The sequence below is a fragment of the Spiroplasma endosymbiont of Halictus nicosiae genome, assembly GCF_978018445.1.
Genome location: NZ_OZ389573.1, coordinates 173,025 through 194,661, shown reverse-complemented (window position 1 = coordinate 194,661; position 21,637 = coordinate 173,025). Strand labels below are relative to the sequence as shown.

The window sequence follows — 21,637 nt, the reverse complement described above, 5'->3', positions numbered from 1 at the left end:
TAATAGTACTAAAAAATAGTACTTTTTCGTTTGAAAGATATGCCAATTGGAACATCTAAAACAGCCTTTATTTATGCTGTTAAAAAAATCCAACTAGATTGACAATCCAACAACAAGAAAAAAGTTTTGGTTTACAGTTATTAGAATTTTTAGGAATTTAAGTTTTAGCTGTTGGTTTATCAGTTTTAACTGGTGGTATTGCTTCGGCTGTTGGTCTTGGTGCGGGATTATCTAATTTTGCCGCAGCATTTATCTCATTTGGAGTAGAAACAGCAACCGATTTTGCCGTAAATCAAATATACGATAAATTAACAACAAAAGTGACAGTAAAAAGTACTGCCTTAAATTTGCTACCAGCAATTGGTGGTATTGAAAAATTAACGCGTGCTGCTCGAACAACTAAAATTTTAAAATTAGCGAAAGAAACTAAACTACTTGAAAAATTAGGTATAATAACTGCTAATAATTTAGAAGATATTGTAAGACAAGTTAGAGGTAAAAAGATTTTATCTGATAAATTAATATTTGATTTTACAAAACAAGCTAATAATGAAACTTTATTATATACAATTGGAAAATTAGCCCCAAATGATTTTTATAAGGGTTTTAAAGTTTCTAAATTAGAAACAATTAATAATTTATTAAAAATTGAAAAAAATATTGAAAAAATAAGTCCTACATTAGTTCAAAAAATACCACGCATAAATGAAATAAATGCTAAAAAATGATTGTCTGAATATGGATTAAATATTGATAAAATAAGCAAAATTAATACTAATGAGTGATATAACATAATGACTAATCTTCATAAAAAGGTGTTGGTAAAAACCTAATATTAAATGCTAATTTAATGCGGGGCAGTAAAATATATAATAATAAATTATTAAATATTTTGCATCAAACACGAATTAAATTAAATAAAATTTTAAATCATTTAAACCCAAATTTTTATATTCAAAAAGTAACTAAAAAATTATTAGCCCCAATACAAAAAGTAATTAATAAAATTACTGATAAAACTAAAAAAATATTGTCTAAATTTGAAACTAAGGCTATTAAAAAAGGCCAATTATTATCTTTTGCTTATGGTTCTGATGTTTTTTAGCAGTTAAAATTGTTCCATTATTAGTTGCGGGTGAAGTTGCTTTAACAATATATTATAAAAATCCTAAATATGTCCCTATTGTCGTTATGACAACTTTAATCAAAGCAGAACAGTTTGCTTTGGCTCCTGAACCGTTTAAATTCTATATGAACAGTGAGTGGTTTATTGGTTGGGGATTTAAAAAAACAAGTTTGTTTAATTTAGTTTCTTTTGCCCCACTTGCTTATCAGCAAGTAGTAAAAGATAGTTTTAAAATATATCGGACAATTGCTAAAATATTAAAAATGCAAGAACAATTTAAAAATAACTTTAATAAAGATAAATTGTTAAATACGCTAGAAGATAGTGCGGTTACTAGTTTGTTAGGTAATGGACTAGTATTTCAAGCATATAAACAACTCAGAACAAAACAAGATTTAAACAAAAAAATTAAAACAAAAACATTACTAAATAGTAAAAAATTTATATTAAAGAAAATATATTCTAAAAAAGTAAATGATAAGGAGATGATTAAATGTTAAATGAATTATGACAAAATGTTACTTTGGAAAATTATAATAATTTTATTCCAATGACAGGTAAAATTACAAAAGTTCCAGTTCGTTATAATAAGTTCTTTAAAGGTGATGTAGAATTATGATTTAAAACATTTGCTTTAAGAGCCCAAAATATGATTAATTCTTACTTAAACTATCCATTTTCAAAACTAAAGTTTGAAACATTTAAAGATCTGTTATTAAAGAAAATTTGTATTAATATAGTGTTTATTACGATTGAGCATTGAACATTTAATCGTATTCCAATTGAGTTTTTTACTTCGGCAAATATGAGTGTTGGTGATATTAATTATTCATTATTTACTGAAGACCGTGCTAGAACCTTATATATTTATAAAATTAATAATCTTGTTAAGACAAAACAAAAACCAACCTTAAACTATTCTCAAAATAGCGTTAAAATAGGTTTTATTGACAAAGATGAATATATTAAAATAACTAGTTATGAAATTAGTGATTTTAACTTTAAATTACAAATTCAACAAAATACCACAGTCCAAGATAATAGCACAAGTTACGTCATGATTGATGAAAAAGATATTTTAATTAATGATATTTCAAAACAAGACAAAGAATTTTTAGAAACATTAGACTTAAAAATAGTATCTATTAATGAACAAATTACAGAAGATAACAAAAATGAATGTTACATCATTGAAGAATACAAACGCCCTTATTCACCTGATGGTGTTGACATTATTAAATCTACGCATTTAGTTAAAATAACTGACTTTAAATGAAAAAACCAAAATAGTATTCATTTAGTATTACAAAAATCATTGCCAGAAGATACAGTATTTACTGGGATTGAGATTAAATACCCTAAATCTATGCTATTTGGTAATATTAAATGCTGAGGAAATGTTAATGGTGTTTATTCTTATCCATCATCAAATATTGAAAATGCTAGTTTAGTACCTTTGTTATCAATGCCAATTGAGACAGAACCTAATGTACGAATATTTCAGTATTGATTTACGGAAAGTTTTTTACCCTGATTTATTGCAAAAATATATGTTCAACCAAATAATATTTTAAGTTTAATAAAAAATAATGGTTTAGAAAAAGTTTTATTAAATTATTTAACTTATCGCTATAACTATGATAGAAAATTTCAAGGTGCAAAATATGATAAAAAAGGTAATCCTACTAATAAAGCAGCAGAATTACACAAAAAATTCGAAGGACAAAAACCAGAAGATGTAATTGATGGTTTATTTGAAAACTGAAAATTAGACAATCCAAGTGAATTACATAAAACATATGTAAAAAGAATTAAACAAGTTATCTATATGTTATCAAATTATACATATAGTAAATATGCCATTAATAAAGGATATAATGATGATGTTAAATTATTTTCCCCGTATTATTTTGAATTAATATCTAATCCAAGAGAGGCAGAAACTGGATATTGAGAATTTGAAAATTGCAAAGTTAAATTAAATTCATCATATTTTAATTTTAGTAGTGGCTCTACTCCACCAACATCAATAAATTATTGAAAAAAGGTCTATCCTGATGATCAACCATTTAATACAGTTGATAATAAATATTATTTTGTAGTGTGGCGTGGTGAAAAAACTGATGATTGAAGAATTATTAAATTTAAAAACTCTGATTTGCAAGAAAAGATTTTAGATAGTTATAATAGATTTAAACTTAAACTAAAAATAGGTCTACATCCTTACCCAGATTTAGTTATTGATGTAAATATTTTTAATCATGAGTGATGAGAATTTAATATCAATATTTATTTTAAATCTGTTTATCGATGAAATAATAATAGTGAACCAAACACACCATTTATTTCACCTAAAACTGGACAAATTACAGATTGAAATTTAAAGCAACAAGTTAATATTAATAACAACAAAAATAATGAAATTAAAGTAAATGTTAAAAATAATGATATTTCAGAAAACTTCATTTATCAATTAGAAGCAAATTATTTTAATTCACTATCAATAACAAATGAATTAGAAAAAAATAGCATTCCTTCTCTTATTCCTGCTGAAATTAAATTATCAGATAGAGAATATGGCAAATATTTAACTAATTTAATTGTTTCTAACTACAAAATAGAAGAATATTTAAACTATTTTTCACAACGATATAGATTAATTTATTCTAAGGCGGTTTGGACAAGTATGACTAAAAATTTAGTTGAAAATAGTATTAAAATAACTTATGATATTAAACTATTTATTTTAAATCAAATTGAAATATCTGGGATATGGGATTATGGAAATTATGATATTACAATTTTTACTGAAAAAGAACAAATTAATATTAATAAGTTAAAATTATTTAATAAGAACAATGAAAAATTATCATTTATTACATTAGAAATATAAAAAGTCATTTTAATAAATGACTTTTTAACTAACTTGGATTACACCGCCTTTATTAACTATTAAATTAGGTTCTTGTGAATATGAATTTCATCGATAAACAGATTTAAAATAAATATTGATATTAAATTCTCATCACTCATGATTAAAAATATTTACATCAATAACTAAATCTGGGTAAGGATGTAGACCTATTTTTAGTTTAAGTTTAAATCTATTATAACTATCTAAAATCTTTTCTTGCAAATCATAGTTTTTAAATTTAATAATTCTTCAATCATCAGTTTTTTCACCACGCCACACTACAAAATAATATTTATTATCAACTGTATTAAATGGTTGATCATCAGGATAGACCTTTTTTCAATAATTTATTGATGTTGGTGGAGTAGAGCCACTACTAAAATTAAAATATGATGAATTTAATTTAACTTTGCAATTTTCAAATTCTCAATATTCAGTTTCTGCCTCTCTTGGATTAGATATTAATTCAAAATAATACGGGGAAAATAATTTAACATCATCATTATATCCTTTATTAATGGCATATTTACTATATGTATAATTTGATAACATATAGATAACTTGTTTAATTCTTTTTACATATGTTTTATGTAATTCACTTGGATTGTCTAATTTTCAGTTTTCAAATAAACCATCAATTACATCTTCTGGTTTTTGTCCTTCGAATTTTTTGTGTAATTCTGCTGCTTTATTAGTAGGATTACCTTTTTTATCATATTTTGCACCTTGAAATTTTCTATCATAGTTATAGCGATAAGTTAAATAATTTAATAAAACTTTTTCTAAACCATTATTTTTTATTAAACTTAAAATATTATTTGGTTGAACATATATTTTTGCAATAAATCAGGGTAAAAAACTTTCCGTAAATCAATACTGAAATATTCGTACATTAGGTTCTGTCTCAATTGGCATTGATAACAAAGGTACTAAACTAGCATTTTCAATATTTGATGATGGATAAGAATAAACACCATTAACATTTCCTCAGCATTTAATATTACCAAATAGCATAGATTTAGGGTATTTAATCTCAATCCCAGTAAATACTGTATCTTCTGGCAATGATTTTTGTAATACTAAATGAATACTATTTTGGTTTTTTCATTTAAAGTCAGTTATTTTAACTAAATGCGTAGATTTAATAATGTCAACACCATCAGGTGAATAAGGGCGTTTGTATTCTTCAATGATGTAACATTCATTTTTGTTGTCTTCTGTAATTTATTCATTAATAGATACTATTTTTAAGTCTAATGTTTCTAAAAATTCTTTGTCTTGTTTTGAAATATCATTAATTAAAATATCTTTTTCATCAATCATGACGTAACTTGTGCTATTATCTTGGACTGTGGTATTTTGTTTAATTTGTAATTTAAAATTAAAATCACTAATTTCATAACCAGTTATTTTAATATATTCATCTTTGTCAATAAAACCTATTTTAACGCTATTTTGAGAATAGTTTAAGGTTGGTTTTTGTTTTGTCTTAACAAGATTATTAATTTTATAAATATATAAGGTTCTAGCACGGTCTTCAGTAAATAATGAATAATTAATATCACCAACACTCATATTTGCCGAAGTAAAAAACTCAATTGGAATACGATTAAATGTTCAATGCTCAATCGTAATAAACACTATATTAATACAAATTTTCTTTAATAACAGATCTTTAAATGTTTCAAACTTTAGTTTTGAAAATGGATAGTTTAAGTAAGAATTAATCATATTTTGGGCTCTTAAAGCAAATGTTTTAAATCATAATTCTACATCACCTTTAAAGAACTTATTATAACGAACTGGAACTTTTGTAATTTTACCTGTCATTGGAATAAAATTATTATAATTTTCCAAAGTAACATTTTGTCATAATTCATTTAACATTTAATCATCTCCTTATCATTTACTTTTTTAGAATATATTTTCTTTAATATAAATTTTTTACTATTTAGTAATGTTTTTGTTTTAATTTTTTTGTTTAAATCTTGTTTTGTTCTGAGTTGTTTATATGCTTGAAATACTAGTCCATTACCTAACAAACTAGTAACCGCACTATCTTCTAGCGTATTTAACAATTTATCTTTATTAAAGTTATTTTTAAATTGTTCTTGCATTTTTAATATTTTAGCAATTGTCCGATATATTTTAAAACTATCTTTTACTACTTGCTGATAAGCAAGTGGGGCAAAAGAAACTAAATTAAACAAACTTGTTTTTTTAAATCCCCAACCAATAAACCACTCACTGTTCATATAGAATTTAAACGGTTCAGGAGCCAAAGCAAACTGTTCTGCTTTGATTAAAGTTGTCATAACGACAATAGGGACATATTTAGGATTTTTATAATATATTGTTAAAGCAACTTCACCCGCAACTAATAATGGAACAATTTTAACTGCTAAAAAACATCAGAACCATAAGCAAAAGATAATAATTGGCCTTTTTTAATAGCCTTAGTTTCAAATTTAGACAATATTTTTTTAGTTTTATCAGTAATTTTATTAATTACTTTTTGTATTGGGGCTAATAATTTTTTAGTTACTTTTTGAATATAAAAATTTGGGTTTAAATGATTTAAAATTTTATTTAATTTAATTCGTGTTTGATGCAAAATATTTAATAATTTATTATTATATATTTTACTGCCCCGCATTAAATTAGCATTTAATATTAGGTTTTTACCAACACCTTTTTTATGAAGATTAGTCATTATGTTATATCACTCATTAGTATTAATTTTGCTTATTTTATCAATATTTAATCCATATTCAGACAATCATTTTTTAGCATTTATTTCATTTATGCGTGGTATTTTTTGAACTAATGTAGGACTTATTTTTTCAATATTTTTTTCAATTTTTAATAAATTATTAATTGTTTCTAATTTAGAAACTTTAAAACCCTTATAAAAATCATTTGGGGCTAATTTTCCAATTGTATATAATAAAGTTTCATTATTAGCTTGTTTTGTAAAATCAAATATTAATTTATCAGATAAAATCTTTTTACCTCTAACTTGTCTTACAATATCTTCTAAATTATTAGCAGTTATTACAACTAATGATGAAAAGATTTATATTGATAATCATAGTAATATCGTTAAAAATCAGGGGCATATGAGCCATGAACCATTATCAAATAATATAAATATTTACCCCATGTAATGATAAAATAGCGTACACAAACAATAATGTAGTTAAAGAAGAAGATATCTCTAATGTAGTACCAGCAATTAACAATGATGAGGATGTATACGCATGATAAAAATAGGTATTGTCCCTTCTGGATCTGGTACTACGGCTATTGTTGTTTTTGAAAATAATATCTTATTAGATAAACAAGAGTTTATAAATAAAGATTGAAAAAAACATTCTAAATTTATTATAAATTATTTAAAAAATGAAAAACCATTTGGGAAAATATTATCAAATAATAATAAACTAGAATATTTAGTTTTTATAGAAAATTGTTTATATACAAATGCCAATGGCTCAAAAGATAGAGATGATTTATTGAAATTATTAGGTTCGTTAGAAACACAAGGATATATTGCTAATGTTTCACCACGCCATACTAAATCAGTTGTTAAAAATATAGAAAATGAAAGTAAGTATTATGGAAATAAAATTTATTGGGGAATTGATAGTAATTTAACTTATCAATATAGTAAAGGTTGAAAATATAATAATGACAAAATTAGTAATCATTTACGAGATGCCATTATTATTGCTAATTATAAGGGTTAATATTATGAAACATTTATTTAATCAAAAAACAGGAAAATATTAGGGACCGTTGCAAAGATACGGGTTGTTAGTTAAAAACAAGATATAATCTTGTTTTTTCTTTTATGTATAGAAAATTTAATTTAAGGAGTTGAAATTATGCAAACAAAACATTATTTTATTTTGCGGTCGTTAGTGAAAAAGTATGGAAAAGATAATGTTATTAATACTGTCAATAAGATTGCAAATGATATTGAAATTAAAAAGTAAAAGAATAAATTATTTTGCGTAATTTATTAGCGGATAATTTATTCAATAATGTTTTTTAAGTGGAGCAAAGCGACAACGAGTGGAGCGAGTTTGCAAATTTCAATTTTTTAATTTATTGAAAGGAGTTATATCATGCCAGTATGATTAACATGAATATTTAGTATTTTGATTTTGTTAGGTATTTTTGCGTGAATTGGTTTATCAATTTATCAAAAAGTTAGACAAATTCAAGGTAAGAAAAAAGAAAAAAAGAACTTGAAAAAAAGGAGGATAGAAAATAATGAATTTTTTAGCAGATGCAGTTACTTTTGGGACTGGAATGAATTCTATTTTAACTGGGTTAGGTAATGCAATGGGTAAAGTAAAAGATGCTGTATATGGTATTTTACCGCAGTTAATGACCTTTTTAGGTGATGCGTGAATTATTTTAATTCCATTTGGATTATTTATTATTATTAAGATATTAAACTTTTTCCGTCATATGGTTAAAGGATTTTAATAGAATATAACACTATATTTTAAGTTATTTTAAACAAAATTAAGGCACACTAGTTTATTTATTTTTTATTAATTTATTTTATATAACTATTACTTTAAAACTTAATAGTATTTTTCAGTGTGCCATTTTTTACTATTTTATATATTTAACATTGTTAATAACATTGTTTATTAAACATTAAATAAGCAATATATTTGCATTATGTATAACATTGTTAATAATCAATGTTTTTATCAATAAATAAACAATATATAAACATTAAATATAACATTGTTTATTAAACAAACATTTAGTTAGGAGATGATAAGTAATGATTAATTATTTTGAATATAAATGTAAAACTTGTTTTAATGATATGAAAAGATTACGATTTGATGAATTTTATTGTTTAAATTGTTATAAAGGAGTTGAAAAAATTGAGTAGTTTTGTTAAGAAAAATCAAAATATAGAAAATTATTTTATTAGCAAGGAACTTATTCCTTTTGAAACAGATAAAGAAAGTTTTATAAATTTACCTAATCATAATCGCCATATTGGTTTTTGATTGAGTAATAAATTTATTTATTCGACTCAAAAACATTCTGAGCAAGTAGCAATCAGTTTAATTTATGATAATTCTTATCGTATTGTAAAATATGATGAAAATTTAAAACAACACGATTGAAAATTTTTAACTGGAACAGAAATAATTGATTTGTATAGTCAATATAAACATAACTATTTTACGCTTATGCATAAAGCATTATTTCAAAATGAACCTAAAAAAGTAAAAACAAATAACAGCAATAATTTAATAAATTGAAATGACTAAAAAGTAGAACAATTAATTCGCGATTTGGAAAAATTAGATAATGAGTTTATATAATTATTGAGTTCAATTTGTTAGTTATATAATTGGTTCAAATGCACCTGAGTTTTTATATGTTATATCGTTTGTGTTATTTATCATTTTATTTTTTGGAATGTTTTTTAAACTTATTCAGAAAATGTGGAGTTTTTAAAGATGCAAAATGATTGAGAAAAATTAAAAGAGTTTTTTATTCATGTCTTTTTATTTATAAATAAAACAAATGTTGAAAGTATTACAATGTGGAATTTAACACAAAATGAATATTTAACTTTGATGATTGGTGTTTGAATTGTAATTTTGTTTTTAACTTGGTTTTTATTCTGAATGATTTTTAAAATAGTTGGGTATTTTAAATAATGAAAAAGTTTGTATTTTTTTAAAAAAATTATTGTTATATTAGCGGTTCAATGATTTTGTTTAGTTTAATTGATTTATTACTTTGAATAATTTCTTTAAATTTTACTGGTTTAGTATTTTGATTATTATTTCTTTTACAATGTGTATATTTTATTTGGTGAGTTTGAAAAAATGTTTTTTATCAGTTAAATGTCTTTCGTTTAGTTTACTTTATTTGAGATAATCCATTATCCGTAATTATTGGAAAATTAGGAACTGGTAAAACATTGCTTTTAACTTTTCTATCACAAGTTATGAAACTTTTAACGAATAATATTATTCCTATTTTATTGAAAAAACCCGTTAAGTTAAAATTAGATAATATTTTTAATCGTAGTTTTGTTATGCGAATTGGTATTTTTCAAGATATTACAGATTATGAAATTTGAAAAACAAAATCAGTAGAACGAATAGCAGAAGGTAAAAAAGCAAAACATAAGTCGGATTTTGGATTAGGAATTCGGTTTTTTAAGATAATTATTTCGCTTGAATTTGCCAATAAATATGATAGTCATTGATTATCATTTGTCCGTTATTTAAAAAATGATGAAGTTATTAATAAAAAAGAATACTTTTGAAAAGATATATCAAAATTAAATAATAAACAACGCTTAGAATTGTTTGATATTGATATTTTGAAAGAAAATTTAAAAGCAAAAAAAGGAAAAGGAAAAATAAAAAATGAGTAATTTATTAAGTGAAAGCGTTAATAACGATAATTGAAATAAGATTTTTAGTTTTATTTTTGATACTTTTTTTTTGATGTGATTTGAAATACTAAATTACCAATGACAAATATAACAATTTCTTATTTTTTAATCTTTTTTATGGTTATTAAATTATCTATTTATGCAATTCACGGAACATCAACTAATTATAACAATTTAGGTTTAATGGTTAAAAGTGGTGTTATCAATAATTCTAAACTATACGGCGCTACTGTTCGGGGTGTTTCTAATACTAAACAAGGTTTACAAAAACATATTAAAGAACGAAAACAATTTAAAGTTAGTCGCAATAAACAACAATTATCAAGTTTAGCAAAACAAGCAAAAACAAGAGAACAAGGATTTAAAAGAATTCATAGCACTAAAAGAATAAAAAAATAAGTAAGGAGTTGATTTTATATGATTAAGTTAGTTTTATTAGTAGCGGCAATTACTATATTTGGTACTGGTTTTATTACAATTATTATTAATCAGTTGACATCAGCAAAAAATATTATTATGGATTTATATAATTCTGATACTTGGTTGTTATCTATTTTTGGTAAAATGGCGATTTTATTTAGTCATCCGTTAATGTTAACAATATCAAGTTTATATATTATTGGTTTTATTATTTCAAAAACATTGTATAGTTAGGAGTTGAATTTATGAAAAGTAATGTAGAAAATAAAAAAGAAAAGAAACAAAATGGTTTGTTTATTTCTTGGGTTGATTTAATTTTATATCTTATTATAAGTTTTTCGTTAACGCTTGTATGTATATTAGATACAGTTTCAACGATTGAAGAATTAAAAGAAAAATATAGTGGTATAAATGGTTATATATTTTATGGTTTATGATTTGATATATTGTGATATATCTTAATAATTCATTATTTTTATGGTTATTTATTTAATGAAATTATTAAATTAATAAAAGAAAATCGTAAAAATAAGTTGGTAGATAATAATGCGTAAGTTTTTAGTATTATTTTCTTTTGTACCAATTTTATTGATTTCTTTTTTCTCGTTAGGGGCAATGACATTACAACAAAACCATCAATCACAACAAACAGAAGAAAAAGCAAGAATAAAGCGGATTTTAGAAACGGGCATTAATGAAACTGATTTTATTAATACGATGTTTTTACGCAGTACTTTTTTGAAAATTGAAGTGATACCAATTATTTTATTAATCCTACTTTAAAAACATCAAAATCATTAACTTATAACCATAAATGATATTTAGATTTTTTAAAGGATAGTTATTCAACTGGTGTTTCTTACGATAAACCTAGTGATAAATTTATGGATTTATATAAAAATTGAAATACTTATTCTAAACAGTATAATATTGATAAGTTCTATGATGTTGATAAAAAACAATTTTTAAAAGAATTAACAAATTTTGTTTATTCTTTTACAATTAAATATAATTTAAGACAAATGTTAAATAAATTAAAAATAAATATCAATGATTTACAATCAGTTAATTTAATTGTAGATAATTGAAAATTAATTACTGATAAATATATTCCACGAGATACTGGATGATACATTATTTCTTATAAATGATTTGGAGAATTTAATATTATTAAAGTAAATAGTTTAGAAAAATACGGAAATAATATTAATAAGATTATAGGTAGTTCATTTAATAATTATGAAAATATTAATATTTATAAGTGAAATTTAGATAATGAACCTATGGGCTTTCAATTACCTAAAATTAACATAAACACTGGTGAAATTAAAGATTGAAGTGTTGAAAATCAGAATAAAGTTAAAGATTTTTTAAATAATTATTTAGATGTTATTATCCAAGAAAATATTAGGGTTCAGCAAGGGGGCAGTCCTAACTATGAAATTTCTAGTGTTGGAACACAACGAATAATTTTTGATTTTGAAATTGTTGATAATATGGAAAAATCTGTTAAAGGTAATATTTTAACTAAAAAATCAATTTATCGGATCATTTTAACAATTGATAAAGATAATATTATTGCTGGTAGTTTAGAATTAACCCATCAAAAGCAATATTGAAATGGTACTAATTATAATGATTATCGGTATACTGATGATTTAGGTTTTCTGTTTACATTTATGAAAGATAAAGAAAATATCTTTAATTTTAGTGCTGAAACATATAGTTATTATCAGGGTAATACTCCTAATACTGGTAAAGAGATTTTTGAACAGATGAAAGGTCAAATTGATATTAATAAATTTTTAAAAGAATTTTTTTCTCATGCTTTAGTTCCAGTATTTCAAAATCGTAGTAATTTTATTGAAAGTGGATATATTGATAATTTACAATATGATACGGTTTTAATTAATTTTTTTGGTTTAAAATTAGAAAATTTTAAAGATGTTATTTTAGATCAAAATGGAAAATCAATAAAATATTTTGATGACTACAATAACTATATTTATAAATTTGAAAATAATAAAAAAGTTTTAAAAACCGAAAAAGAGAAAAAAGAATTTGAAGAACAAAAGAAAAAGTTTTTAGTTTCTTATGATAAATTTAAAGAATTATTAAATAGTATGTTTGTTATATCTAAAAATTTTTATAAGGATTATTTACGAACAATTTTTGATTTAAATAATAATACTTATACACAAGGATATAACAAAAAATATGGTTTGTTAGCCAATAATGGTTTTAAAATTTATCCACGATATTTTTATTTTTCTGATAAATATAAATTATTAGATTTTAAGATGTATTCTGCTTATAAAAATCGGTTTTATAATACAAATTATGTAGATGTATTTAATTATGATTTTTCAGTCTCAAATGATTATAATATTAATCAAAATGAGGGTTATGTTTTTGAAAGCATTTTAAAAAACAAGTATGGTTTAAAATATAAGAAAATGGAAGAACAAAAAATCGGATATAATGTCTTTGAATTACAAGCACAAAAAGAAAATGATATTTATTGATATTATGACTTTAATTTTGGTATTTATAACTGACAAGAAATAAATAATGGTGGATTATTTCCCGATAGTCAATGATGACAAGCACAATATGAAAGTTGTAGTTGATATAATTTAGCATGTCATATCAGAAATGCGGCAATTTGAATTGTGAATAATATTCCTGGTATAAAACAAGTAAACGAACTAGCGAGTGGTGTTGGTAAAATTTTTCAAACAATATATAGTTTTTTCAGTCAAACATTCGAAGTATGAAAATTTAGTCCTGCATTATATAATACAATAACTAATTTATTCTTATTAATTATTTTTATTAAATTTGTGTGATTAATATAAAAAGGAACTATTTTTAAGTTCTTTTTTAATCTTTTCAATCAGTAATTTCACCAGTGTTTATGTTAATTTTAGGTAATTGAAAGCCCATAGGTTCATTATCTAAATTTCACTTATAAATATTAATATTTTCATAATTATTAAATGAACTACCTATAATCTTATTAATGTCATTTCCGTATTTTTCTAAACTATTTACTTTAATAATATTAAATTCTCCAAATCATTTATAAGAAATAATGTATCATCCAGTATCTCGTGGAATATATTTATCAGTAATTAATTTTCAATTACTTTTAACTGGCGGTTGTTGTGGTTCTGTTGTAGGTTCAGATTTATTATCCTCACCGTTTTCACTATTATTTGGTTTTTGACAACTAATTAATGATATTGTACTTGTTGCTGTTAATCCTATTGTTCCTAAAATGCTAAGTCATTTTTTCATTTTTTATTCCTCCTCAATTATAAAATAACTGCCAATTGTATTTGTAACAATTTTTCAACCATGGTTAGGATTAGATAAAAAATGATTATTTATTTCTTTAAAATGATTGTAAAGAATAAAGTGGAGTCATTTCCAGAGCTTCTCCTGTTCCGGTTGGAACAGAAACGCGAGTAGAAGATAAACTATTATTAATATAATTAGCAGTTGTTGATAAACTTTTCATTGGTGATATTCCGGTCATTTTTGAAATTCCTAAAATTCCCATACCAGAAATTCCGATAGAAGTAAGCCCCAAACCAACATCTCTTAATTTATCTTTAAATGCTTTTTGTTCATTTTTGGGTAATGATTGATAATTTTGATTGATTTCATTTAATTTTTGTTGTTTTTCTTCTTTTGAAAGAGCGTTATATTTATTTATTGCATTATATTAACTATAATTATTTTTATTTAATATAAAATTAATCATAACAGCACCTTCATATTTTGAATTTGAAGTTGGAATTATTGAAGCTCAATTATCAATAACAGTTCCTATTTCTATACTATTTTTTTCAACATTACTATTTAATTTTAATATTTTATTTAAAATAGTTTCTGTTTGATTATTCTGCAATTCTCCTAAATATGTATTTATTAAAACATTATATAAATTTGTTTTTTTATTTATTGATTCATAACCCCCTGAACTTGGTTTTTGTGGTTCTAATTTATTATCCTCACCGTTTTCACTATTATTTGGTTTTTGACAACTAATTAATGATATTGTACTTGTTGCTGTTAATTCAATTGCTCCTAAAATACTTAATAACTTTTTCATATATTTATTCCTTTCTGTAAAATGTTATAACCACTTTAATTATACATACATTAACGAAAGGAAATAATAAAATGTTTAATTTTAATAAATTTAGTGCAAATATTTATGAAAATGCTTTAAATCAGTTAAAAGAAAAGATAGAAAGAATTGATAATATAATTTTTAAAAAACGAGATAAAATAAAATATTTTGTAAAAGAAATAAAAACTAGAAAAATTAAAACAGAATTTGGAATATTAATTTATAAGAGAAGAATTTACAAATATCTTTATAAGGGTAAGTTAAAATATGTTCCTATTGTTGATAAACAATTTGGAGTTGAAAAATGACAAAGAATAATTAATGATTTAAAATTAAAAATAATTGCTGAAATAGTAAAAAATAAAAGATATAGTGATATATTAGATATCTTTAATTGTAAATTGCATTTTTCATCTGTTTCGCGTATTTTACGAAAAGCATTAATAAAAAGAAAAGATAAAAAAATAGATTTAAAAAATTGAAAAAATTTATATATCAATTTGGATGATGCACGTGTAATTTTAAAAAATAAAAATAATAAATCTTATTTGCAAACTGTTAGAATAATTTCATTTAATACTGGAAAAGAAAATAATAAATCTTTAAATAAAAAATATTGTTATTTTTTTCTTAATAAGAAAACTCGAGGAGCAGAATTTAATGCTTTATTTATTAAAAAACAAATTCAAAAATTTTTTAAAAATTATGAAAATAATAAATTAATTATTTGTGGGGATAATGCTAAATGAATTAAAAAAACTGCTAAAATTTTAGATGGTATGTTTATATTTGATAGATTTCATGCAATAAGAGAATTAAAGAATAATATATATTGTGGTAATCGTAGTAAAGAATCCTTTAAAAATTATTTACACGCAAAGGAATTATTTTTACAAGGAAAATACAACGAATTTATAACTTTTTTAAAATCATTACAGAATGAAAGAATTAAATTAAGATATTTTATTAATTTAAAAAATTGTATTTTAAATCAAAATAAAAAGTGAAATATTGGCGTATCTGCTGAAAGTGATGTTTCAAGAGTTGCAAAATCTTGTTTGGGATATGGGAATAAAACATTTTTATTTTCAACATTTAAAAATATTTTGGATTTAAAAATTATGAGATTTAATTTTAGTTAATTTAAAATAATTTAATTTTAGTTTTTAAACTATTTTTTAGTATTTTAAAATATGAAATTATTTTTTTGTATTTTTATTTTTTTATGTTATTATTTTTTTATAAAAGAAAAAAGTTTCTTGTTTTTAAATAAATTAAGTAATACTCGTTTATATGCAACACTCCCAAATATTATTCTAAATTAATTCGTAATGTTAATATTTACTTAAATGAAAACCAAGAAAAAGTTTGAAATGAATTTAATGACTTTACTTATTCACAACGAATCGAATATCTTATTAATTTTTATATAAGTCACAACAAAAGTGATAAAGATAATAATTCTAACTAACTTAACCTTGTATATATAATGTAAGAAATTAATAGAAAGAGGGTTAATTGGAATGAAAAAATTATTAAGTATAATAGGAACAATTTCATTAGTAGCAACAAGTACAACAAGTTTAATTGCTTACAATCATTTTTTTCCACAATTGACCAGTTGCTAATGTATCTGCTCCTATTTGGTCTAAAATTTTAGTATATGCTTTTGTAAATTGAGCAAATGCTGGCATTGCAACATGTACCATTAAATCGTCTTTTTTAGTACCAAACATTAAAGCATTTACTTTTTATACTAAATTAATTGAAATATCATTAATTTTATAAAATGCTTCTTGTGCTGTATCAGTATCTTTTGGAATAGGTAATTTAATAAATTAACCTGTTGCAATACATGAATCTACAACACCTTGTAAATAAATTGCATTTATATTTGAATATCAATTACGAGTAATTGTTCTCATTCACTCTCCAATTGTAGTAGTTCGTACTTTAACTAGTGATTCCATAAAACGAACAACATCAAATGTAGGAACATCATATTTAAATGATAACATTATTGTCATGTTAAACTTTTAGCATAATCAATAATATCTTGGTCAGTTTTAGCACCATTTTTCTTAATTTCTTCTAAACGATTAGATTTAATTTCTTCTGAATTAATATTATATTCTTCTGCTATTTTGTTTATTCTTTCTTGTTTAGATAAATCTTTATATTCATCATTATTAATTAACGAAGAAATAATTTTTTTATCTTTATCTGTAAAATTTTTTAAATATAATTCATTTTCTAATAAATCACTTTTATTTTTTAATTCTTGTAATTGAGTATTAACAATTTCAAAATCTGTTTTATTAACTACATCTTCACGATTTTTAATTGATTCACGAATTTGTTTAGCCTGAGCAGATAATAATTCATCAACTGCTTTCGCTTTTTCATCATCAATTTCTAAAATTTCTTTAATTTTTTCTAAATTTGCCATTATTTTTCGCTCCTTATTTGAGTGTAGGATTAACACTTTTAACAAATTATAGGTAAGACTCTTTTTTAAAAGGAAGATTAACCTTATAAAAATATCATACCATAATTTAATTCTTTTTTACAATCATTGTGTTAATCATATCTTTATACTCTTTTTTTGTTTCATATATAAAATAGTTTCATTTATTTTAATTTGAAACTCTTTAAAATGACTAATACATAATTGCACTGGTCAATTACCTTGCATTTTTCTTACTAAATCACCATTTTTATCTTTTTTAAATCTTGCTAATACCTTTTTACAATTTGGCATTTTTTGGCCATTTTTTACTCCTTTTTGCATATTAAAATTGCTATTATTTAAACAATATGATTAAATAAAAGAGTAAAAAACTGTATTAATGTATAAAAGAACTCTCATAAGTTCTTTTTTTATTATCTATATTTTACATAAAAAAGACTTTTGCAAGTCTATATTTTTGTAATTTTCTAAAACAGGTTAAGAGTAGGAAAATTCTGCCTTTTTAGATTTACAATATTATCTTATCATCAGTAAATTTAATGTCAATAATTTACTTTTATTTTTTTTATTGTATTATGTAAATATTTTAAAAAAGGATAGGAAAAAATGAGAAAGTTTAAACATTTAAGTTTTATTGAAAGATGTAATTTAAAAGAAGCGTTAGAATCTGATATTTTTAAGAAAAAAAAGGCACTCTTAATATATCAAAAATAGCAAGATATATGGGTCGTAGTAAAAGTACTATTAAATATCACTTAAAACATTATAAACATATTAAACGATATCATCCTATGCAAGAACATAAATGATATTTAGAAAATCGTAAAAATTGTAAAAAGAAAACTACTTTAACTTTTAAACAATTATTATTATTATTAGATAAAAAATTTAATAAATTTCATTATACACCTAAACAAATATGTAAATCATATGAAATTGAATTTAATGATAAATTCCCTATGTGTTTTAAAACACTTTATAAATATATTTATTTAGGTTTATTTGGTTTAAATAAACGTAATTTGTATTTTCATAGTAAAAAAAAGATACATAAAGGGAAAAAATATAAACGTGGTAATTTAAGCAATGATTTTAAAATTATTAAACAAGCAAAACATGAAAAAGGTACTTTTGGTTGATTTCAAATGGATACTATTGTTGGTAAAGAAAAGAAATCAGCATGTTTAACATTAACAGAAGAATTAACTAAATTTACCTTTTTAAAAAAATTAAAAGAAAAAAATTCAACAAAAGTATTAGAAACTTTAAAACAAATTTTTAAAAATAAACTTTTAAAAAAACATTTAAAGGGAATTATAACTGATCAAGGAAAAGAATTTTGAAATTGAAAAGATATTGAAAAACATCTTAAAACAAATGTATATTTTTGTGATAAAGGTAGTCCTACACAAAAACCAATTGTAGAAAGAATGAATAGAGATATAAGGCGAGAATTACCAAAAAAGTACTGATTTTAGAATTATTAAACAAGATAAAATAGATTGAATAATTAATACAATTAATGATAAGATAAGACCTTGTTTAAATTGAGAAACACCAACACAGTTATTTAATAAATATATTAAATAAATTTATTAAATAAAAAAACTTAATAAATTATTTTTTAGTGTGCCCAAATATACTAATTTTAAATAAATTAAAAAAATAATTTAAAAATACTTGCAAACTTATTTTTAAGTGCTATTATTTTAATTAATAAGAGTAGGAAATAACTAATTGCATTTACACTATACAAGTTTGATAATCTTTAATTATTATAATAACTTTATTTAAATAAGAACAAATTTTATTTTTAAACTCATTTAATATTAAATACATATTATTTATTGCTTCTTCTTCATTTTTGGAATTAAAAGTAATATTATTAATTATTTTCTTCTGCAAAACATTATAAATAATAATACCAGTTTTTCCAATTCCAGCAGGGTCAATTGCAATAATATATTTTAATTTATCTGGTTTATTTTTTTTGTCAATTTGTAATATTTTTCATCCATCTGATGCTAAATCTAAAATATCGTTAATTTTATAATATTGCATATATGAAACAATAACACCTCACTTGTCTTTAAATAAATTTAAGTACATTTTGGCTCATTCTAAACATTACAAATCATAATGCTTTTTATGATGTGAAATACGACAATTAATAGGTTGACAATTAACTCAATCAAATGATGTTGTTATTTCATTTCAAGTTTTATTAATATATTTACTTTTATATTCTGTCATTTATTTGGTAGTCGGAAAAAAGCTTAGTTTTTATAAAAATTATAAATAAAGTAATTAAATACAAATTAAAGTAATCGCTTATTAGAATGATTTTTTTATTTGCATTATTAATCAGATAGTATCTTTAAAATTAAAAATTAACCTATTTTGCCCTACAAACTAGTTAATTTTTATAATTTCCTTTCTGTGATTTATTATATTTTTTCGGTTTAACAACTAATAATATCATTTTTAATAAAGGTACTATCTGATGAATAATGCAATACTAAAACTTAATATTTTGATGCTTAAAGATGGATAACTCATCTATAGCACGAAGCATTAAAGAAAGTGTGAAAGCGATTGGATTTACTCTCCTATTTATTTCTTTAATTCTCGGCAAGATTAATCACTTTTGAAATGTCAGAGCATGTGTTTTTTGGCTTGTTTTCATAAAAAAAGTGCTGTTAAATCGAAAAAAAACAATATCGGACACTAAAAAAACAAGAGGGTTGGAACTCCAAAAGGTTATTTTCTTTATATAAAGTTGTGTAGGGATGGATGAAGCGTAATTAATAACTGGGTAAACTGTTTTTTTATTTCCGTATGGGGGTAAACTCTATCAAAATATCCTATCCGCCCCCGCTCACTCCCCAAAGTGAAGCAGGCGGCGAAGTAATTAAATACTAAAATAAATTACAAGAATTAATGATATGTGCTTATCCAGTAACTGCAAATAATATTAATGATAAAATTTGATCAACAAATAAAAAAATTAAGGAGTATATATAATGACAGAATATAAAAGTAAATATATTAATAAAACTTGAAATGAAATAACAACATCATTTGATTGAGTTAATTGTCAACCTATTAATTGTCGTATTTCATATCATAAAAAGCATTATGATTTGCAATGTTTAGAATGAGCCAAAATGTACTTAAATTTATTTAAAGACAAGTGAGATATTATTGCTTCTTATATGCAACATTACAAAATTAACGATATTTTAGATTTAGCATCAGATGGATGAAAAATATTACAAATTGACAAAAAAATAAACCAGATAAATTAAAATATATTATTGCAATTGACCCTGCTGAAATTGGAAAAACTGGTATTATTATTTATAATGTTTTGCAAAAGAAAATAATTAATAATATTACTTTTAATTCCAAAAATGAAGAAGAAGCAATAAATAATATGTATTTAATATTAAATGAGTTTAAAAATAAAATTTGTTCTTATTTAAAAAAAGTTATTGTAATAATTGAAGATTATCAACTTCATAAGGGTTTAAAAATAAAAAATCCATTATCTACTCCTAAATTTATTGGTGGTTTAAAAGTTTTATGCAAATATCTATTACCAGATGGTGTTAATGCAATTGCCTTTAAGTTTAGCAAAAAATATGACCCTCTTATTTTACACAAAAAAAGATCATACTCCGTTAAGAGTTGGTGCTGCTGCGTTAGGTACTGAAATGGATAATACTTTGATTATGGAAAGAGTTTTATATTTAGGTGGAGCAGTGGTTGAACCAAAAGGAATTATTAAACATATTGTTTCAAAAATTGATATTAGTAAAATTAATAAAATAGATAAACCAACTATTCATGTTGCAGACCTAACAAAAGCAACAGCAGAACAGTTAAAACCACAATTTAAAGATGTTGTTTTAAAAGCAATAAAAGCAGTAAATAGTTCTTTAACTGAAAGTGATTTTGATTACTTTATTGAAAGTGCTGGTGTTGATTGACCAATAAATATTACAAATGATACCAAGGTTTTTGTCCAAATTGAAGATAAAAACAACACTACTGGTCAAACAAATCCGATTGATGTTAAAATTAAAAATTCTTAATAGTACTAAAAAATA

Annotated in this window: 30 protein-coding genes and 3 pseudogenes; 20 read left to right on the top strand and 13 right to left on the bottom strand. The window is 22.6% G+C overall.

The features are described 5' to 3' along the window. Nucleotides 1-320 precede the first annotated feature (320 nt). From ACZ91P_RS01380 to ACZ91P_RS01365, 4 genes are all read left to right on the top strand, one after another. On the top strand, nt 321-833 hold the full coding sequence (locus ACZ91P_RS01380; RefSeq protein WP_465157667.1) for a hypothetical protein: 513 nt from the start codon (nt 321-323) through the stop codon (nt 831-833). Nucleotides 834-850: 17 nt separating this feature from the next. Continuing rightward, a complete protein-coding gene (locus ACZ91P_RS01375) occupies nt 851-1,105 on the top strand; it encodes a hypothetical protein (RefSeq protein ID WP_465157665.1) in 255 nt (84 codons plus the stop codon). A gap of 86 nt (nt 1,106-1,191) precedes the next feature. Continuing rightward, nucleotides 1,192-1,626 (top strand): hypothetical protein, encoded by a 435-nt coding sequence (locus ACZ91P_RS01370; RefSeq protein WP_465157660.1) that lies wholly within the window; start codon nt 1,192-1,194, stop codon nt 1,624-1,626. After that, complete coding sequence (locus ACZ91P_RS01365; protein WP_465157663.1) at nt 1,620-4,019, top strand: hypothetical protein; 2,400 nt, start codon at nt 1,620-1,622, stop codon at nt 4,017-4,019. The genes ACZ91P_RS01370 and ACZ91P_RS01365 overlap by 7 nt, the downstream gene beginning before the upstream one ends. A gap of 24 nt (nt 4,020-4,043) precedes the next feature. On the opposite strand, the gene ACZ91P_RS01360 is transcribed toward ACZ91P_RS01365, so the two are convergent. The 4 genes from ACZ91P_RS01360 to ACZ91P_RS01345 all read right to left on the bottom strand — a co-directional run bounded on the left by ACZ91P_RS01360 (nt 4,044) and on the right by ACZ91P_RS01345 (nt 6,819). Continuing rightward, the gene (locus ACZ91P_RS01360) at nt 4,044-5,105 is read right to left on the bottom strand and encodes a hypothetical protein (protein ID WP_465157662.1); all 1,062 of its coding nucleotides are present in this window, start codon (nt 5,103-5,105) and stop codon (nt 4,044-4,046) included. Nucleotides 5,106-5,264: 159 nt separating this feature from the next. Next, on the bottom strand, nt 5,265-5,927 hold the full coding sequence (locus tag ACZ91P_RS01355; RefSeq protein WP_465157661.1) for a hypothetical protein: 663 nt from the start codon (nt 5,925-5,927) through the stop codon (nt 5,265-5,267). Then, the gene (locus ACZ91P_RS01350) at nt 5,921-6,355 is read right to left on the bottom strand and encodes a hypothetical protein (protein WP_465157660.1); all 435 of its coding nucleotides are present in this window, start codon (nt 6,353-6,355) and stop codon (nt 5,921-5,923) included. Before ACZ91P_RS01350 ends, ACZ91P_RS01355 begins: the two co-directional genes overlap by 7 nt. Before the next feature lie 86 nt (nt 6,356-6,441). Further along, nucleotides 6,442-6,819, bottom strand: a complete 378-nt coding sequence (locus tag ACZ91P_RS01345) for a hypothetical protein (protein WP_465157659.1) — start codon at nt 6,817-6,819, stop codon at nt 6,442-6,444. A gap of 481 nt (nt 6,820-7,300) precedes the next feature. Here ACZ91P_RS01345 and ACZ91P_RS01340 point away from each other — a divergent pair, with 481 nt between their 5' ends. The 10 genes and pseudogenes from ACZ91P_RS01340 (at nt 7,301) to ACZ91P_RS01295 (ending at nt 13,772) form a co-directional block, all read left to right on the top strand. Beyond that, nucleotides 7,301-7,789 (top strand): hypothetical protein, encoded by a 489-nt coding sequence (locus tag ACZ91P_RS01340; protein WP_465157658.1) that lies wholly within the window; start codon nt 7,301-7,303, stop codon nt 7,787-7,789. Nucleotides 7,790-8,170: 381 nt separating this feature from the next. Then, nucleotides 8,171-8,386 (top strand): hypothetical protein, encoded by a 216-nt coding sequence (locus ACZ91P_RS01335; protein WP_465157648.1) that lies wholly within the window; start codon nt 8,171-8,173, stop codon nt 8,384-8,386. After that, nucleotides 8,319-8,537 carry a hypothetical protein gene (locus tag ACZ91P_RS01330; RefSeq protein WP_465157647.1) on the top strand — a complete coding sequence of 73 codons (219 nt, stop codon included), beginning with the start codon at nt 8,319-8,321 and terminating at the stop codon, nt 8,535-8,537. The genes ACZ91P_RS01335 and ACZ91P_RS01330 overlap by 68 nt, the downstream gene beginning before the upstream one ends. 416 nt (nt 8,538-8,953) lie before the next feature. Beyond that, entirely contained in the window at nt 8,954-9,349 is a 396-nt protein-coding gene (locus ACZ91P_RS01325) for a DUF3627 domain-containing protein (protein WP_465157646.1), read from the top strand. 192 nt (nt 9,350-9,541) lie between these two features. Beyond that, nucleotides 9,542-9,745, top strand: coding sequence for a DUF2649 family protein (locus ACZ91P_RS01320; RefSeq protein ID WP_465157645.1), 204 nt, complete (start codon nt 9,542-9,544; stop codon nt 9,743-9,745). A gap of 50 nt (nt 9,746-9,795) precedes the next feature. Then, nucleotides 9,796-10,473: a hypothetical protein gene (locus ACZ91P_RS01315; RefSeq protein ID WP_465157657.1), complete on the top strand. Its 678-nt coding sequence runs from the start codon at nt 9,796-9,798 to the stop codon at nt 10,471-10,473. Next, nucleotides 10,466-10,893, top strand: a pseudogene (locus ACZ91P_RS01310) (hypothetical protein). The gene ACZ91P_RS01315 and the pseudogene ACZ91P_RS01310 overlap by 8 nt, the downstream one beginning before the upstream one ends. 18 nt (nt 10,894-10,911) lie before the next feature. Further along, nucleotides 10,912-11,148 carry a hypothetical protein gene (locus ACZ91P_RS01305; protein ID WP_465157643.1) on the top strand — a complete coding sequence of 79 codons (237 nt, stop codon included), beginning with the start codon at nt 10,912-10,914 and terminating at the stop codon, nt 11,146-11,148. 11 nt (nt 11,149-11,159) lie between these two features. Further along, nucleotides 11,160-11,468 (top strand): hypothetical protein, encoded by a 309-nt coding sequence (locus ACZ91P_RS01300; protein WP_465157642.1) that lies wholly within the window; start codon nt 11,160-11,162, stop codon nt 11,466-11,468. Then, nucleotides 11,461-13,772 (top strand): annotated as a pseudogene (locus tag ACZ91P_RS01295) (spiroplasma phage ORF1-like family protein). Before ACZ91P_RS01300 ends, ACZ91P_RS01295 begins: the two are co-directional and overlap by 8 nt. Nucleotides 13,773-13,797: 25 nt before the next feature. On the opposite strand, the gene ACZ91P_RS01290 reads toward ACZ91P_RS01295, so the two are convergent. From ACZ91P_RS01290 to ACZ91P_RS01280, 3 genes are all read right to left on the bottom strand, one after another. After that, nucleotides 13,798-14,214, bottom strand: a complete 417-nt coding sequence (locus ACZ91P_RS01290) for a lipoprotein (protein WP_465157656.1) — start codon at nt 14,212-14,214, stop codon at nt 13,798-13,800. 97 nt (nt 14,215-14,311) lie between these two features. Further along, entirely contained in the window at nt 14,312-14,509 is a 198-nt protein-coding gene (locus ACZ91P_RS01285) for a hypothetical protein (RefSeq protein ID WP_465157640.1), read from the bottom strand. A 135-nt stretch (nt 14,510-14,644) separates the two neighbouring features. Continuing rightward, on the bottom strand, nt 14,645-15,034 hold the full coding sequence (locus tag ACZ91P_RS01280; RefSeq protein WP_465157655.1) for a lipoprotein: 390 nt from the start codon (nt 15,032-15,034) through the stop codon (nt 14,645-14,647). A gap of 71 nt (nt 15,035-15,105) precedes the next feature. On the opposite strand from ACZ91P_RS01280, the gene ACZ91P_RS01275 reads away from it, so the two are divergent. Both ACZ91P_RS01275 and ACZ91P_RS01270 read left to right on the top strand, forming a co-directional pair. Continuing rightward, nucleotides 15,106-16,197, top strand: a complete 1,092-nt coding sequence (locus ACZ91P_RS01275) for an Mbov_0401 family ICE element transposase-like protein (protein WP_465157638.1) — start codon at nt 15,106-15,108, stop codon at nt 16,195-16,197. 381 nt (nt 16,198-16,578) lie between these two features. After that, nucleotides 16,579-16,683, top strand: a complete 105-nt coding sequence (locus tag ACZ91P_RS01270) for a lipoprotein (protein ID WP_465157637.1) — start codon at nt 16,579-16,581, stop codon at nt 16,681-16,683. Here ACZ91P_RS01270 and ACZ91P_RS01265 read toward each other — a convergent pair. The 4 genes from ACZ91P_RS01265 to ACZ91P_RS01250 form a co-directional block, all read right to left on the bottom strand. Beyond that, a complete protein-coding gene (locus tag ACZ91P_RS01265) occupies nt 16,639-16,791 on the bottom strand; it encodes a hypothetical protein (protein ID WP_465157636.1) in 153 nt (50 codons plus the stop codon). The genes ACZ91P_RS01270 and ACZ91P_RS01265 overlap by 45 nt on opposite strands. A gap of 102 nt (nt 16,792-16,893) precedes the next feature. Next, entirely contained in the window at nt 16,894-17,082 is a 189-nt protein-coding gene (locus ACZ91P_RS01260) for a hypothetical protein (RefSeq protein ID WP_465157654.1), read from the bottom strand. Then, nucleotides 17,073-17,504, bottom strand: coding sequence for a hypothetical protein (locus ACZ91P_RS01255; protein ID WP_465157653.1), 432 nt, complete (start codon nt 17,502-17,504; stop codon nt 17,073-17,075). Before ACZ91P_RS01255 ends, ACZ91P_RS01260 begins: the two co-directional genes overlap by 10 nt. A 117-nt stretch (nt 17,505-17,621) precedes the next feature. Continuing rightward, entirely contained in the window at nt 17,622-17,846 is a 225-nt protein-coding gene (locus ACZ91P_RS01250; protein ID WP_465157633.1) for a hypothetical protein, read from the bottom strand. Nucleotides 17,847-18,131: 285 nt separating this feature from the next. Here ACZ91P_RS01250 and ACZ91P_RS01245 point away from each other — a divergent pair. After that, a pseudogene (locus tag ACZ91P_RS01245) lies at nt 18,132-19,115 on the top strand (IS30 family transposase). A gap of 153 nt (nt 19,116-19,268) precedes the next feature. On the opposite strand, the gene ACZ91P_RS01240 reads toward ACZ91P_RS01245, so the two are convergent. Together ACZ91P_RS01240 and ACZ91P_RS01235 are read right to left on the bottom strand one after the other, a co-directional pair. After that, entirely contained in the window at nt 19,269-19,634 is a 366-nt protein-coding gene (locus ACZ91P_RS01240) for a hypothetical protein (protein WP_465157652.1), read from the bottom strand. A gap of 18 nt (nt 19,635-19,652) precedes the next feature. Beyond that, on the bottom strand, nt 19,653-19,778 hold the full coding sequence (locus ACZ91P_RS01235; protein WP_465157630.1) for a hypothetical protein: 126 nt from the start codon (nt 19,776-19,778) through the stop codon (nt 19,653-19,655). A gap of 770 nt (nt 19,779-20,548) precedes the next feature. On the opposite strand from ACZ91P_RS01235, the gene ACZ91P_RS01230 reads away from it, so the two are divergent. The 3 genes from ACZ91P_RS01230 to ACZ91P_RS01220 are packed head-to-tail and all read left to right on the top strand — an operon-like array spanning nt 20,549 to nt 21,622. Further along, nucleotides 20,549-20,833, top strand: coding sequence for a hypothetical protein (locus ACZ91P_RS01230; protein ID WP_465157629.1), 285 nt, complete (start codon nt 20,549-20,551; stop codon nt 20,831-20,833). Then, on the top strand, nt 20,788-21,249 hold the full coding sequence (locus ACZ91P_RS01225; protein ID WP_465157651.1) for a hypothetical protein: 462 nt from the start codon (nt 20,788-20,790) through the stop codon (nt 21,247-21,249). The genes ACZ91P_RS01230 and ACZ91P_RS01225 overlap by 46 nt, the downstream gene beginning before the upstream one ends. Beyond that, a complete protein-coding gene (locus ACZ91P_RS01220) occupies nt 21,140-21,622 on the top strand; it encodes a hypothetical protein (RefSeq protein ID WP_465157627.1) in 483 nt (160 codons plus the stop codon). Before ACZ91P_RS01225 ends, ACZ91P_RS01220 begins: the two co-directional genes overlap by 110 nt. Nucleotides 21,623-21,637: the final 15 nt, after the last annotated feature.